Annotated in this window: 11 protein-coding genes; 1 reads left to right on the plus strand and 10 read right to left on the minus strand. The window is 65.7% G+C overall.

Annotated elements, in window-relative coordinates; genetic code table 11:
- Positions 1-70 precede the first annotated feature (70 nt).
- The gene (gabT, locus tag DOM67_RS00420; RefSeq protein WP_110673708.1) at positions 71-1,348 is read right to left on the minus strand and encodes a 4-aminobutyrate--2-oxoglutarate transaminase; all 1,278 of its coding nucleotides are present in this window, start codon (positions 1,346-1,348) and stop codon (positions 71-73) included.
- Between the two features lie 88 nt (positions 1,349-1,436).
- Positions 1,437-2,858, minus strand: coding sequence for an APC family permease (locus DOM67_RS00425; protein ID WP_110673709.1), 1,422 nt, complete (start codon positions 2,856-2,858; stop codon positions 1,437-1,439).
- A gap of 206 nt (positions 2,859-3,064) precedes the next feature.
- On the opposite strand from DOM67_RS00425, the gene DOM67_RS00430 reads away from it, so the two are divergent.
- Positions 3,065-4,498, plus strand: coding sequence for a PLP-dependent aminotransferase family protein (locus DOM67_RS00430; protein ID WP_110673710.1), 1,434 nt, complete (start codon positions 3,065-3,067; stop codon positions 4,496-4,498).
- A gap of 149 nt (positions 4,499-4,647) precedes the next feature.
- Here the strand turns inward: DOM67_RS00430 and DOM67_RS00435 are convergent, their stop codons facing one another.
- The 8 genes from DOM67_RS00435 to dnaA form a co-directional block, all read right to left on the minus strand.
- Positions 4,648-5,781: an ABC transporter ATP-binding protein gene (locus DOM67_RS00435; protein ID WP_110673711.1), complete on the minus strand. Its 1,134-nt coding sequence runs from the start codon at positions 5,779-5,781 to the stop codon at positions 4,648-4,650.
- Positions 5,782-5,788: 7 nt separating this feature from the next.
- Positions 5,789-6,658 (minus strand): carbohydrate ABC transporter permease, encoded by an 870-nt coding sequence (locus DOM67_RS00440; protein ID WP_110673712.1) that lies wholly within the window; start codon positions 6,656-6,658, stop codon positions 5,789-5,791.
- Positions 6,655-7,560 (minus strand): sugar ABC transporter permease, encoded by a 906-nt coding sequence (locus DOM67_RS00445; protein WP_198651688.1) that lies wholly within the window; start codon positions 7,558-7,560, stop codon positions 6,655-6,657. The genes DOM67_RS00440 and DOM67_RS00445 overlap by 4 nt, the downstream gene beginning before the upstream one ends.
- A 69-nt stretch (positions 7,561-7,629) precedes the next feature.
- Entirely contained in the window at positions 7,630-8,925 is a 1,296-nt protein-coding gene (locus DOM67_RS00450) for an ABC transporter substrate-binding protein (protein ID WP_110673713.1), read from the minus strand.
- Between the two features lie 264 nt (positions 8,926-9,189).
- Positions 9,190-11,604: a DNA topoisomerase (ATP-hydrolyzing) subunit B gene (gyrB, locus tag DOM67_RS00455; protein ID WP_110673714.1), complete on the minus strand. Its 2,415-nt coding sequence runs from the start codon at positions 11,602-11,604 to the stop codon at positions 9,190-9,192.
- A gap of 19 nt (positions 11,605-11,623) precedes the next feature.
- Entirely contained in the window at positions 11,624-12,709 is a 1,086-nt protein-coding gene (recF, locus tag DOM67_RS00460) for a DNA replication/repair protein RecF (RefSeq protein ID WP_110673715.1), read from the minus strand.
- A 230-nt stretch (positions 12,710-12,939) separates the two neighbouring features.
- Entirely contained in the window at positions 12,940-14,043 is a 1,104-nt protein-coding gene (gene dnaN, locus DOM67_RS00465; RefSeq protein ID WP_110673716.1) for a DNA polymerase III subunit beta, read from the minus strand.
- A 140-nt stretch (positions 14,044-14,183) separates the two neighbouring features.
- Positions 14,184-15,662: a chromosomal replication initiator protein DnaA gene (gene dnaA, locus DOM67_RS00470; protein WP_110673717.1), complete on the minus strand. Its 1,479-nt coding sequence runs from the start codon at positions 15,660-15,662 to the stop codon at positions 14,184-14,186.
- Positions 15,663-15,735 lie beyond the last annotated feature (73 nt).

A 15,735-nucleotide genomic window follows, 5' to 3' on the forward strand; every position in this document is an offset into this window, starting at 1 on the left:
CGCTGCACAGCAGCGTCGGCTTCTCTTCGGCGTATCCGCCCCGCCAGGCGGGGCAGAGGTCATCTTTCGTTCAGGCGCCGAACTCGCTCAGCATCTTCTCGATCAGGTCCAGCCCCTCTTCCAGTACCTCGTCACTGATGGTGACCGGCATCAAGAAACGGATGGTGTTGCCGTAGAGGCCGCAGGAGAGCAGGATCAGCCCGCGCTCGCGAGCGGTCTTGCACAGCTTGGCCGCCATCTCGGTGTTGGGCTGCGCGCTCTTCTTGTCGCTGACCAGGTCGAACGCCGCCATGGCGCCCAGGTTGCGCGCGTTGGCGACCGAGGCGTAGTCCTGCTGCCACTTGTCGAAGCGCGCCCGCAGCTTCTCGCCCAGCGCCTGGCTCTTCTCCAGGATGCGCTCCTCCTCGAACACCTCGAGCACTGCCAGCACCGCGGCACATGACACCGGGCTGCCGGTATAGGTACCGCCCAGCGAGTTGCCACCGGAAGCGTCCATGACCTTGTCGGTGCCCACCACCGCGGAGATCGGCATGCCGTCGGCCATGCTCTTGGCCATGGTCATGATGTCCGGCTCGACCCCGCTGTGCTCGATCGCGAACAGCTTGCCAGTACGCCCGAAGCCGGACTGCACCTCGTCGACGATCATCAGGATGCCGTGCTCGTCGCAGATCTCGCGGATCGCTTCGAGGAAGCGCTTGGACGCCGCGTGGAAGCCGCCCTCGCCAAGCACCGGCTCGATCACGATCGCTGCGGTATCGCGCGGATTGGCGTCGCTCTTGAGCACCATCTTGAGGTGGCGCAGGGCCTCTTCCTCGCTGACCCCGATCGACTCGACCGGATAGGGCGCACGGTAGACCTGACCCGGCATCGGGCCGAAGTCGTTGCGATAGGGGGCGACCTTGCCGTTCATCGCCATGGTCATGAAGGTGCGCCCGTGATAGCCGCCGGTGAAACAGATGACGCCGGAGCGCCCGGTGGCGGCCCGCGCCACCTTGACCGCGTTCTCCAGCGCCTCGGCACCGGAGTTGGCCAGCATCACCTTGGCGTGTCCACGGACAGGGGTCACTTCACTGAGCTTCTGCGCCACGCGCACATAGCCCTCGTAGGGCATGACCGTCTGGCAGGTGTGCATGACGCGGTCGAGCTGCGCCTTGACCGCTTCGACCACCTTGGGATGGCGGTGGCCGATGTTGAGCACGCCGATACCGCCGGCGAAGTCGATGAAGCGCTTGCCGTCCTCGTCCCACAGCTCGGCGTTCTCCGCCCGCGCGGCGAATTCGACCGCCGGGCTGGCGGCACCGTTGGCCACGTAGCGCTGCTTGAGTTCATTGAGTTCTGCGTTGGTCATGCAACTCTCCTCCTGAGGCGGCGCGCGTGATGGCGCCGATGAGCCGTCCCGGACGTCCACACGGGTATCGACGGGACGATGGTGACTGTCACGATTTCGTGTAAGAGGCACGGATGAGACGATCGCCTACCTCTCGACCGTAGCGCTGTCGCGCCCACAGGTACAGCAGCAATCCGGCGATCATCCAGCCGCCGAACACCACCCACTCCACCGGCACCAGGGCCGACGGGCTGCCCGGCAGGTATAGGAACACCATGCCCAGCGACAGCAGTACCGCCAGCACGCCGACCAGGCCACCGGCCTTGACCCGATAAGGGCGCGCCATCTCCGGTTCACGCCGGCGCAGGATCAAGAACGACAGCGATACGAACAGGTAGGCGATGACGATCCCCAGACCGCCGGCATCGACCAGCCACACCAGCGCCGGGCGGCCGAAGAATGGCGCCAGGGTGGAGAGCACGCCGATCAGGATGATGGCGTTGGTGGGAGTCTTGTAGCGCGGATGCAGCTTGCCCAGGAACGCCGGCAGCATGCCCGAGTGAGCGAGTGCGTAGATCGCCCGCGAGCCGCCGATATAGAAGGCGTTCCAGCTGGTGATGATCCCGGCGATCCCGGCCAGCACCATCAGATTGCCGGCCCAGGCGCCATCGAACACCGCCTGCATGGCATCGGGCACGCTCAGGGTGCTGCCGCCCAGGGCGTCGTTATCGAGCATCAGGCTGGTCCCCAGCACGATCAGGGTGTACCAGGCCACCGCCATGAGCACCGACAGCACCAGCACCTTGCCGATGTCGCGGAACGGCAGATCGATCTCCTCCGCCGCCTGGGGAATGACGTCGAAACCGACGAACAGGAAGGGCACCAGCACCAGCACCGCGACGATACCGCCGAAGGCGCCGTGCTCGCCGCTGGCGAACAGCGGCTGCATGTTGCCGGTATCACCGGAGAACAGCGAACCGGTGACGAACATCACCCCGGCGATCAGGATCAGCCCGGTGACCACTTTCTGCAGCAGCGCCGCCGTCGAGATCCCCAGGTAGTTGATCACCATCATCATCAGCGAGCCGATCACCCCGACCGCCACCCAGCTGGCCTTGACCTCCCAGCCGGCGACGGTCCACAGATCGCCCACGGCATAGCCGGGGAACAGATGCTGGACCACGGTGGGCAGCGCCACCGCCTCGAACGAGGCGACGCTGACATAGCCGAGCACGATGCTCCAGGTGCAGACGAAGGAGGCGAAATGCCCCAGCGCACGATAGCTGTAGACGTGCTCGCCGCCGACCTGCGGCATCGCCGCGGCCAGCTCGGCGTAGGTCAGGCCGACCAGCAGTACCGCGATGCCGCCGATGATGAAGGCAATGATCGCACCCAGGCTGCCGCCATCGAGAATGGCGCCGCCGGTGAGCACGATCCAGCCCCAGCCGATCATCGCGCCGAAGGCGAGTGCCAGCACGTCGGCCCGCGCCAGGACGCGCACGAACTCGGTGGGTTGAGAAGCGTTGGACATAGCAGGATCTCTTGACGTTGTTGTTGATGAAGCGTGTTGATGAAGCGTTGTTGCCGAAGCATTGTCGATGAGCCGCTATTGGCACGACTCTGACGCCACGCTATCACCGCCGCCAGCCACGCTGAGTAGACCACTCCTGCTATTCAGATAGACCACTTGCGCGGCAAGCGCCATAATTTCATCGTCACGGCACCCCGGAGGCACCCATGGAAGATCGCCGCCGGGCTCTGGCCCGGATCGAGAGCGGCTACCGCGACCAGCCCGCCCATTGGACCAAGCACCAACGCCTGGAGCAGACCCTGCTGTCGCTGATCGAGCGCCACTGGCAGAAAGGTCAGCGCCTGCCCGGGCATCGCGATCTGTGCGCATCGCTGGGCGTGGCCCGCAATACCCTGGCCGGGGTGATCGAACGGCTGGTCCAGCAGGGCTACCTGATCACCGATCACGGCCGCGGCACCTGGGTCCACAAGCGCTCGCCGCCCGATACCAGCGCACCCGCAACCGGGCCGATCTCGCAGCGTGCCCAACGCCTCCTCAGCGACGTCGGCGCCAGTCCGGTGCAGAGCGGCGCCTTCGTCCCCGGGGTGCCGGATATCGTGCATTTCCCGTTGGCCCGCTGGCGCCTGCTCTACTCACGCGTCACGGTACCTCACAACACCCTGTTGCTCGCCTACGCCTCAGGGGGCTATGGCCCGCTCAAGCGCGCGATCGCCGGCTTTCTCGCCCGCTGGCGCGGTATCCACTGCGAGCTCGATCAGATCGTGATCACCGAAGGCGCCCACCATGGCCTGCAGCTATGCGCTCTGGCGCTCGCCGACGAGGGTGACCGGGCGGTGATGGACTCGCCCTTCTACTGGGGCGCTCGCAACGTCTTCCAGGCCTGCGGCCTGGGTGTCGACCACGCCATCTGGGACCCCCGCCACGGCTACCGTGAGCCGCTGCCGGCGCCTGCACCGCGACTGGTCTACTTCACCGGATCGCACCACTACCCGCTGGGCGTGGAGTCAGTAAACGCTCACAAACAGGCACTGATCCAGCATCTCGAGCCCGAATGGATACTCGAGGATGACTACGAATTCGGTGACGGCGATCGCCAGTCACTGACGTTCGACCCGCGCAGCGGCAATCGCATCCTGATCGGCTCCTTCTCCAAGCTGATGTTCCCCGGGCTGCGGCTGGGCTATCTGGTCGTGCCCAGCGCTCTCAGCCATACCCTCAACCGGGTACGTACCGGGGTCTTTCGCGAGGGTCGGCTGCTGGATCAGGCGGTGCTCGCCGCCTTCATCGACGCTGGCGACCTGGATAGCTGGTGCCACCGGATCGCGGCCGACTACCTGACCCGTCAGCGCGAGCTCCACGCCCTGCTGGTAGAGACACCGGGGGTGATCGCGGTCTCCCCGCCGGCGCCCAATATCAGCTTGAGCGTCGAGCTCTCCCCCACCCTCGACGATGAACGCCTGTCGCACTACCTGCTCAACCGTCACCACCTGGTGGTACGACCGCTGAGCCGAGTGTGCGCGCCCGGCGATACGCGCCGCGGTCTGGTTCTCGGGGTGGGCATGGCCGAAGGGGAAGCGCTGACACACCAGGGTCGGCGGCTGGCGGCGGCGATCCGCAGCTTCGTCGAACAGCAGGCGTGAGCGTCATGCGACCGACACCGGGACAGTAAGCCGTCACGCTCTCTTGATGGAGGGCGACTCGGTGAAGAGCGCCGAGGTACAAGGTGTGCTCGATGGAGGGTGCGCGCGGCACCGGGTGGACACCCGCGCGGTCGCCACAGGGCAGCGCGTCAGGCGGGGTCCTGCGCCGGGGAACGGATGCGCTGTTCGGAGTCGGGGTCGAACACCACCATGCGTGTGACGTCGAAAGCGAAGCGCGCGGCGCTGCCCGGCTCGACCGCCCCGCCCGGGCGCATGCGGGCATTGATGCGCTTGCCGCCGAGCGACGTCACCACGTAGAGATCGGCACCGGTAGGTTCGACCAGCGCCACCGGCAGCTCGGCTTCGTGGACGTCGCCCTCGCGGCGATCGGCGCTGGCCGGGTCGGTGATCGCCTCCGGGCGCAGCCCCACCACCACCTCGCGGTCGTACCACTGACGCAGGGCGTCACGGTCGCGGCGCACCGGCAGCAGCACCTGGGTCTCCTCGGCGTCGAGAGCGACCCAGGGTTCGCCGTCGCGCTCGACCACCCGCCCGGGAATCAGATTCATCGAAGGCGAGCCCATGAAGCCGGCCACGAACAGATTGCTGGGGTCATCGTAGACCTGCTGCGGCGTGCCCAGCTGCTGCAGCTCGCCGCCGCGCATCACCGCGATCCGCGTGGCCAGCGTCATCGCCTCGATCTGATCGTGGGTGACATAGACGATCGTGGTCCGCAGGCGCTGATGCAGCTGCTTGATCTCGGTACGCATGTCGACCCGCAGCTTGGCATCGAGATTGGAGAGCGGCTCGTCGAACAGGAACAGCTGCGGCTCGCGCACCAGCGCCCGCCCCATTGCCACGCGCTGACGCTGGCCACCAGAGAGCTGAGACGGCTTGCGCGACAGCAGATTCTCGATCTGCAGCAGCCGCGCCACCCGCTCGATCGCCTCGCGGCGCGCCTTGCGCGGCACCTTGCGCATCTCCAGGCCGAAGCCGATGTTGCCGGCCACGGTCATGCTCGGATAGAGCGCATAGGACTGGAACACCATGGCGATGTCGCGCTTGGCCGGCGGCAGGTCGTTGATGCGCACGCCATCGAGCAGCAGCTCGCCATCGCTCAGGGTATCGAGCCCGGCGATCATGTTGAGCAGGGTCGACTTGCCGCAGCCCGAGGGCCCCACCAGCACCAGGAAGTCGCCCTGGGCGATCGCGATATCTATCCCCTTGAGCACCGGGGTCGAGCCGAAGCGCTTGTGGACGTTGTGAATGTGCAGAAAACTCATGTCTCTTTCAGCCCTTGACCGATCCCGACATCAGCCCGCGCAGGAAGTACTTGCCCGCGAGGACGTAGACGATGAGGGTGGGCACCGCCGCCACCATCGCCGCTGCCATGTTGACGTTGTAGGCCTTCACCCCGGTGGAGCTATTGACCAGGTTGTTGAGCGCCACCGTGATCGGCGCGCTGTCGCCGGAGGCGAAAGAGACCCCGAACAGGAAGTCGTTCCAGACGTTGGTGAACTGCCAGATCACGGTGACCACGATGATCGGCACCGAGGCCGGCAGGAGAATGCGAAAGAAGAGCGTGAAGAAGCCGGCTCCATCGAGCTTGGCGGCGCGCACCAGCTCATCCGGGAAGGCGGCGTAGAAGTTGCGGAAGAACAGCGTGGTGAAGCCGATCCCGTAGACGATATGCACCAGCACCAGGCCGGCGGTGCTGTTGGCTAGGTGCAGAATGCCCAGTACCCGCGCCATCGGCAGTAGGATGATCTGGAACGGGATGAAGCAGCTGAACAGCATCAGCCCGAACACGATCTTGTGCCCGCGAAAGCGCCACTTGGTCAGCACATAGCCGTTGAAGGCCCCGAGCAGGCCGGAGATCAGCACCGCCGGCACCACGATCTTGATGCTGTTGAAGAAGTAGCCATGGATCCCGCTGCACTCCAGGCCGATGCAGGCACTCCCCCACGCCTCGCGCCACGGCGCCAGCGTCCACTGCCCAGGCAGTGCCAGCATGTTGCCCTGATGGATCTCCTCGAGGGTCTTGAACGAGGTGGTCAGCATCACGTAGAGCGGCATCAGGTAGACGACCGCGAAGAGCAACAGAATCGTATAGAGCAAGGCCCGCGCGAGCGTGAAGCGACGGCCGGCGACGGCACTCATGGGCGCGGCTCCCGCAGTTCGGAGTAGAGATAGGGGATGATCAGCGCCGCGATCACCGCCAGCATGAACACCGCGCTGGCCGCGGCGATACCCATCTCATTGCGCGAGAACGCATAGGAGTACATGAAGGTCGCCGGCACCGCGGTAGCGTTGCCGGGGCCACCGCCGGTCATCGCCACGATCAGATCGAAGCTCTTGATCGCCAGGTGCGCCAGCACCACCACCGCGCTGAGGAAGACAGGCCGCAGCTGGGGCACGATGATGCGCAGATAGATCTTCCAGATCGGCGCGCCGTCGAGCTGCGCGGCCTTGATCATCTCGCCGTCGATACCGCGCAGGCCGGCCAGGAACATCGCCATGACGAAGCCGGTGGCCTGCCACACCGCGGCGATCACCACGGTATAGATCGCCATCTTCGAGTCGATCAGCCAGTGGAAGCTGAAGCTCTGCCAGCCCAGATCGTGCATCGTCTTCTCCAGCCCCAGCCCAGGGTTGAGAAACCACTGCCAGGCGGTGCCGGTGACGATGAACGACAGTGCCATCGGATAGAGATAGATCGTGCGCAGCACGCCCTCGGCGCGGATACGCTGGTCCAGCAGGATCGCCAGCAGCAGCCCCAGCAGGATGCAGGCGACGATGTAGAGCAGGCCGAAGACCCAAATGTTGTGCAGCGCGATGCCCCAGGTCCAGGACTGCCACAGCCGCGTCCACTGGCGCAGCCCCGCCCAGGTGTAGTCCGGCAGCATGCCGGAGTCGCTGAAGGAGATATAGCTGGTCCAGGCGATGAAGCCGTAGACGAAGAACAGCACCAGCACACAGGAGGGTGACAGCACCAGCTTGGGCAGCCAGCGCTGCAGGCGCTCACGCGCTCCCATGTGCCGACGCGAGGCGGCGTTCGGCATCGATTCACTCCCCGCTCGATCTCACGCTGGTTGGATGATCGCGCCCGCGCCACTGCGCGGACGCGACGCTCAGGAGGTCGCGCTCTTGACCGCCATGGCGAGCTGCTCGGCGGCCACGTCGCTGGGCATGTCGCTGTTGACGAACGAGGAGACGATGTCGAACACGGCGTTCTTGACCGAAGCGGGCGCGGCGTAACCGTGCGCCAGACTGCCCATCAGGGTCGAATGCTCGGCGGCCGCCTGAACCTGCTGATAGCCGCGCTGGGCGCAGGCATCGAGCGAGTCGGCGGAGAGATCCATGCGCGCCGGTACCGAGCCCTTGAGCCGGCTGAAGGTGAGCTGGAACTCGGGTGAACCGATGATCCGCGCCATGGTCTGCTGCATCTTCTGCTGCTGGGCATCGTCGGTATCGAACATGATCATCAGATCGCTGTTGAAGGTGACGGCCTCCTGGGTGCCCGGGGTGCGGAAGCACATGAAGTCCTTGCCCGCCTCGAGCCCCGCATTGAGGAACTCGCCCTTGGCCCAGTCACCCATGATCTGATACAGCGCCTTGCCGTTGATCACCATCGCGGTGGCCAGATTCCAGTCGCGTCCCGGCGAGTTGTCGTCCTTGTAGGCGAGCAGCTGACGCAGGTTGTCGAAGGTCTTGACCATGGTCTCGGAGTCGAGCGCCTGCGGGTCGAGCTCGATCAGCGCCCGGCGATAGAAGTCGGCACCGCCGGTGGCCAGCACCACGTTCTCGAACACCGTGGTGTCCTGCCACGGCTGGCCACCGTAGGCGAGCCCGGTGTAACCGGCCTGCTTGGCCTTCTCGAGGGAGGCGATGAACGCATCCCAGGTCTTGGGCTGGGCAATGCCGAGCTTGTCCATCAGCGCCTTGTTGGCCCACACCCAGTTGGTCGAGTGGATCTCGAACGGGGCCGCGATCCAGTGCCCGTCGAACTTGGCGAAGTTCTGGATCGCCGCGGGGAAGACATCGTTCCAGTGCTCCGCCGCGGCGACGTCGTCGAGGGTCGCCAGCGCATCGCGCTTGGCCCAGTCCTGGGCGTCGTAGCCCAGCACCTGGGCCGCCGTGGGCGGATTGCCGGAGGTGATCCGCGAGCGCAGCACCGCCATCGCGTTGGTCCCGGCGCCGCCGGCGACCGGCATGTTCTGCCAGCCGATCTGCTGCGCGGCGAGCGCATCCTTGAGCGCGCCCAGCGCCTTGGCCTCGCTGCCCGAGGTCCACCAGTTGAGCACCTCCACCTGATTGTCGCCGGTGCCATCCGCCGCCAGGGCCGATGGGCTCAGAACCGAGGCGCTCAGCGGCAGCAGGGCGCAGCCGAGGCGGGCGATGAAGCGTCGTGTCGTGATACCGAACATCCCTGTCATCCTTCTTGTTGTCGGCCTGTCGAGGAAGGCCATATCGGATCGGAGACCGCGTTCGGGGAAGCGTCGGCCGCTTCCGGGACCACGGTGCGGCTCGCCAAAGTCCCTTGCTGACTCGGATCAGCCACTGATTCGAACGACTATTGCGCAGCGGTTTGCCGCCGGCAATACAACCAAGGGTGCAGCCGCCGAACGCAAAACGGCCCGCCCCCGGTAGGGGGCGGGCCGTCGGCTGGCCTGGCAGTGTCTCGGGCGCGCTCAGATATCCAGGTTGGCCACCAGCGCGAAGCGCTCGATGAAGTCGCGGCGCGGCTCCACCTCGTCGCCCATCAGGGTGTTGAACATCTGGTCGGCGGCCACCGCATCCTCGATCGAGACCCTCAGCATGCGCCGCGATTGCGGGTCCATGGTGGTCTCCCACAGCTGGTCCGGGTTCATCTCGCCCAGCCCCTTGTAGCGCTGGATCGACAGCCCGCGCTGGGCCTCCAGCATCAGCCACTCCAGCGCATCGTAGAAGGTCTCGATCGGCTTCTGGCGCTCGCCACGGGCGATATAGGCGCCCTCCTCGACCAGCCCGTCGAGGGTCTCGCCGAGACCCGCCAGCGCGCGGTAATCCGCACTGCGGAAGAAGTCGATGCCCCACACGTAGTCGGTGGTGACACCGTGGGCGGTGAGCGCCACGCTGGGCAGCCACAGACCGCGCTCGGTGTCCTCCTGCAGTTGGAAGGTGTAGCGCGGGCCGCCCTCGTGGGCGATCAGCGAATCCATCTCCACCTGCAGTGCCTCGATCCACTGCTGCAGGGTGCCGCGGTCGCTCAGATTGGCCTCCTCCAGCTTGGGAGCGTGGACCATCTTGCGCAGCACCGCGTTGGGGTAGACCCGCGACAGCCGGTCGATGCGCTTCATCACGTCACGATACTGGGTCACCAGCGTCTCGAGCTGCTCACCGCCGATGCCCGGCGCGTCGGCGTTGACGCACAGGCGTGCGCCATCCAGCGCGGTGGTGGTGAGGTAGTCGGTCATCGCCTGCTCGTCCTTCAGGTACATCTCCTGCTTGCCGCGCTTGATCTTGTAAAGCGGCGGCTGGGCGATGAACACATGACCACGCTCGATCAGCTCCGGCATCTGGCGGAAGAAGAAGGTCAGCAGCAGGGTACGGATGTGCGAACCGTCGACGTCGGCATCGGTCATGATGATGATCGAGTGGTAGCGCAGCTTGTCCGGATTGAACTCCTCGCGCCCGATGCCGCAGCCCAGCGCGGTGATCAGGGTACCGACCTCGGCAGAGGAGAGCATCTTGTCGAAGCGCGCCTTCTCGACGTTGAGGATCTTGCCCTTGAGCGGCAGGATCGCCTGGGTGCGGCGGTCGCGGCCCTGCTTGGCACTACCGCCGGCGGAGTCACCCTCGACCAGATAGAGCTCGGAGAGGCTGGGATCCTTCTCCTGGCAATCGGCCAGCTTGCCCGGCAGCCCGGCGATATCCAGCGCACCCTTGCGTCGGGTCATGTCGCGCGCCTTGCGCGCCGCCTCGCGGGCACGCGCGGCGTCGATCATCTTGTTGACGATCGCCTTGGCATCCGCAGGGTGCTCGATCAGATAGTCGGAGAAGTGCCGGCTCAGCTCCTGCTCGACCGCGGTCTTGACCTCCGAGGAGACCAGCTTGTCCTTGGTCTGCGAGGAGAACTTGGGATCCGGCACCTTGACCGAGATGATCGCGGTGAGGCCTTCGCGGGCGTCGTCGCCGGAGGTCGCCACCTTGGCCTTCTTCTGGATGTCCTCGGCCTCGATGTAGCTGTTGAGGCTGCGCGTCAGCGCCGCACGGAAGCCGGCCATGTGGGTGCCGCCATCGCGCTGCGGAATGTTGTTGGTGTAGCAGAAGACGTTCTCGGCGAAGGTGTCGTTCCACTGCATCGCCACCTCGACACCGATACCGTCCTCGCGCTGCATCTCGAAGTGGAAGACCGGATTGAGCGCGGTGCGGTTGGTGTTGAGATGGTCGACGAAGGCGCGCAGACCGCCCTCGTAGTGGAACAGCTCCTCGCGGCCGTCACGCTCGTCGACCAGGCGGATCGCCACGCCGGAGTTGAGGAACGACAGCTCGCGCAGGCGCTTGGCGAGAATATCGTAATGGAACTCGATGTTGGCGAAGGTCTCGCTGGACGGCTTGAAATTGATCTGGGTGCCCGACTTCTCGGTCTCGCCGACCACGGCCAGCGGCGCCTGCGGCACGCCGTGGCGATAGATCTGCTCGTGGACCTGGTGGTTGCGCCAGATGGTCAGCTTGAGCTGCTCGGAGAGTGCGTTGACCACCGACACCCCGACCCCGTGCAGACCGCCGGAGACCTTGTAGGAGTTGTCGTCGAACTTACCCCCGGCGTGGAGCACGGTCATGATGACCTCGGCGGCGGAGACCCCTTCGGCGTGGATGTCGGTGGGGATGCCGCGACCGTCGTCGGAGACGGTGACCGATTCGTCGGGGTGAATGACGATGCGGATCTCGCTGCAATGGCCGGCCAGCGCTTCGTCGATCGAGTTGTCGACGATCTCGAACACCATGTGGTGCAGGCCGGTGCCGTCATCGGTGTCGCCGATGTACATGCCCGGGCGCTTGCGCACCGCGTCCAGTCCCTTGAGGACCTTGATGCTCGATGAATCGTAGGCCTGTTCGCTCATTGCTCACTCCATGGTGAAATCATTCCGAATGCAGCCGTCCGCCGGCGATACACGATGCCACGACATCCGTGTCCGGCTGCCAGACGTCGGCCAGCGCCGAGCGCTCGACGCTGGTGATGAAGACCTGGCAGTTGAGCCGCTCGAGCCAGCGGCAGAAGATGCGCTGGTGTTCGCCGTCGAGCTCCGCCGGCAGGTCATCGATCAGATAGAGGCAGGTCTGCCCGCTCAGCTGCTCGAGCAGGCGCCCCTGGGCCAGTTTCATGGCGCTGACCACCAGCTTCTGCTGCCCGCGGGAGAGCACCTCCACCGCGGCGTGGCGCCCGACCCGGATGCGCAGGTCGGCACGCTGTGGCCCCTGCTGGGTGAAGCCCATCTGGCGGTCGGTATCGCGCCCGGCCTCGAACACCTCGAGCAGGGCGCGCTGACGATCCCAGCCGCGCGAGTAGCGCAGGCTCAGATCCGCCAGCGGCAACAGCGCCGCCAAGGTCTCCTCGAAGACCGGCAGAAAGCGCGCCATATAGCCCTCGCGCAGCGCATCCAGCCGCTCGCTCCAGTGGGCCAGTTCCTGCTCCCAGACGCCTATCGACGCCCGGTCGATTCTATCATGCCTGAGCAGGGCGTTCCGATGTTTCAACGCACGCCGCACGCGCTTCCAGGCGTCGAGGAACACCGGCTCGGCATGGAACACACCCCAGTCGAGAAACTCGCGGCGCGCCGCCGGCGATCCCTCCAGCAAACGGAAGGCATCGGGGTTGATCAACTGCAGCGGCAGTGCCTCGGCGAGCTGGGTCACCCTGGCGGCGCGCTCGCCGCCGATACGGATCTCCAGCTCCTGGACATCACGTCGACGACGCACTCCCAGCGGGCGCGGCGGATCGCCGTCGAGGCGCCCGAACAGGGTCATCTCCTCGGCGTCGTGGGTAATCAGCGCCTTGAGCTTCTGGGTGCGAAAGGAGCGCGCCATCCCCAGCACGTGGAGCCCCTCGAGCAGCGACGTCTTGCCGCTGCCGTTGGCCCCGCTGATCACATTGATGTGCGGCCCCGGCGTCATCTCGAGCGGATGCAGATTGCGCAGGCCGTGAAAACTCAACCGATCGAGCGGCATGGCAAGTGAAAACTCATGGCAAGAGACGAGAGGAGATGCCCGGCCAATCGATCACCGGGGAAGACGTTGGCGAGCGATGATCGGCCACCACCGCCGCTGGAGGGTAATCGGCGAGCGCGATAAAGTGCACGCCGCGCGCCGCCCGAAAAGCGAGACATAACAACGGGGTTAGGCGAGCTTGACGGGCGGCGTGCAACAACGCGATTCGCGCGCGCAGCCATTACCGATGGTCAAAGGCGCATCGGCATGACCACGTAACGGGCATCCCCACCGCCCGGCTCTTCCATCAGCGCCGAACTGTTGGCATCCGACAGCGTCATCTGCATGCGGTCGGCGTCGAGCACGTTGAGCACATCGATCAGGTAGCCGACGTTGAAGCCGATCTCCAGCGCATCGCCGGTGTACTCGATGCCGACATTCTCCTCGGCCTCTTCCTGCTCGGGGTTGTTGGCCATCACCTTGAGGTTGTTCTCCTCGAGCTGCAGACGCACGCCGCGATACTTCTCGTTGGAGAGAATGGCGGTACGCGCCAGGATCTGGCGCAGTTCGCCGCGCTCGGCGATGAAGGTCTTGTCGCCGCCCTTGGGGATGACCCGGTCGTAGTCGGGGAACTTGCCGTCGACCAGCTTGGAAGTGAAGGTGAACTCGCCGGTGTTGGCCCGGATATGGTTGGCACCCAGCGCCAGCTCCACCGGCTCCTCGCTGCCATCGAGCAGCCGCGACAGCTCCAGCACGCCCTTGCGCGGGATGATCAGCTTGCGCGCGTCGGCGAGCTCGATCTCGGCGCTGCGCTCGCACACCGCCAGACGGTGACCGTCGGTGGCCACGGTGCGCACCACGTGGTTGGCCAGCTCCAGCAGCATGCCGTTCAGGTAGTAGCGGACATCCTGCTGCGCCATGGCGAAGGAGGTGGCATCGATCAGGTACTTGAGCGTGCCCCGCGGCAGCGACAGCGTGGTGTCGTTGTGGCCATCCTCGATATTGGGGAACTCGGCCACCGGCAGGGTGGAGAGGGTGAAGCGCGAGCGCCCGGCGCGCAGCACCACGCGACCATCCTCCAGGGTAAAGCTGATCTCCGACTGATCCGGCAGCGATTTGCAGATATCCATCAGCTTGCGCGCCGGCACGGTGACGGAGCCCGGCTCGTCGACCAGGTCGGTGGTCGCGCGACCGATCAATTCCACCTCGAGATCGGTACCGGTCAGCGACAGGCCGCCATCCTGGACTTCGATCAGCACATTGGAGAGCACCGGCAGCGTCTGACGGCGCTCGACCACGCCGGCCACCAGCGTCAGCGGGCGCAGCAGGGCTTCGCGGGAGATGGAAAATTTCATGGGAGCTCCGTGGTTGAATTCGATCCTGAAAGAAACGTCGGCGCCGCGAGCGGCCGCGGCGACGCTGCCGGCTGGGGTTCATTCTTGCTGCCCGGGGCGATACGGGCAATCCCCTGGCGGCGCTTGCCGAGCCGATGGGGTCAGCTGGTCAGCAGTCGCATCAGATTCTTGTAGTCCTCGCGGATGTCCGCGCTCTCCTCCTTCAGCGCCACCACCTTGCGGCAGGCGTGCAGCACGGTGGTGTGGTCGCGTCCACCGAAGGCATCGCCGATCTCGGGCAGGCTGTGGTTGGTCAGCTCCTTGGCCAGCGCCATGGCGACCTGGCGCGGCCGCGCCACCGAGCGCGACCGGCGCTTGGAGAGCAGGTCGGCCATCTTGATCTTGTAGTACTCCGCCACCGTGCGCTGGATGTTCTCGATCCCGACCTGCTTGTCCTGCAGCGCCAGCAGATCCTTGAGCGACTCGCGGATGAAGTCCTGGGTGATCGGCTTGCCCATGAAGTGGGAGTCGGCGATCACCTTCTTCAGTGCGCCCTCCAGCTCGCGCACGTTGGAGCGGATCTTCTGGGCGATGAAGAAGGCGGCGTCGTGTGGCAGGTCGACCTTGGCCTGATCGGCCTTCTTCATCAGGATCGCCACCCGGGTCTCCAGCTCCGGCGGCTCGATCGCCACCGTCAGCCCCCAGCCGAAGCGCGACTTGAGACGCTCCTCCACCCCGCTGATCTCCTTGGGGTAACGGTCGGAGGTGAGGATCATCTGCTGGCCGCCCTCGAGCAGGGCGTTGAAGGTGTGGAAGAACTCTTCCTGGGAGCGCTCCTTGCCACCGAAGAACTGGATATCGTCGATCAGCAGCGCATCGACGCTGCGGTAGAAGCGCTTGAAGTCGTTGATCGCGTTGAGCTGCAGCGCCTTGACCATGTCGGCGACGAAGCGTTCGGAGTGCAGATAGACCACCTTGGCGTTATCGCGCAGGCCGGCCAGATGATTGCCCACCGCATGCATCAGGTGGGTCTTGCCCAGGCCCACCCCGCCGTAGAGGAACAGCGGGTTGTAGGCGCCACCGGGATTCTCCGAGACCTGGCGCGAAGCGGCCCGCGCCAGCTGGTTCGACTTGCCCTCGACGAAGGTTTCGAAGGTGAAGTTGGGGTTGAGGCCGCTCTGGTGCTTGAGACTGCCCTCCACCTGCACCTGGCGTTCACCGCCACGCCGGCCGCTCTCTTCACGCTCGCGGCTCTGGTCGAGTGCCTGCTCCTCGGCCACCTCGGGGGAGCGCGACGGTGTCTGGACACTGGGCGCACTGGGGCGCTGCGGCGGCTGGCTGGGCGCCGACACCGGCGCGCCCAGATCCCGCGGCGACACGGCGGCCGCGCGACGGCTGCCCACCACCAGACGCACCTTCGGCGGCTTGCTGCTCGATGCCACTTCGCGCAGCAGCTCGTTGATGCGCTTCAGGTACTTGTCGCTGACCCAGTCGCGCACGAAGCGGTTGGGCGCCAGCAGACAGAGCTCGTCCGTCTCGCCATCCTCCGCCTGCAGGGGGCGGATCCAGGTGTTGAACTGCTGCGAGCTCAACTCATCCTGAAGCGAATTGAGACATTGTTGCCAGAGAGCGACCGACACACGACCTCACGGGAATTTCGGCAGATGAAAAGAAAACGGCCGCACAGTGTAGCGCCGGCCAGACAGGTTATCC

Origin of the sequence: Salinicola sp. RZ23, assembly GCF_003206675.1 — a bacterium.
Lineage (GTDB): Bacteria > Pseudomonadota > Gammaproteobacteria > Pseudomonadales > Halomonadaceae > Salinicola > Salinicola endophyticus.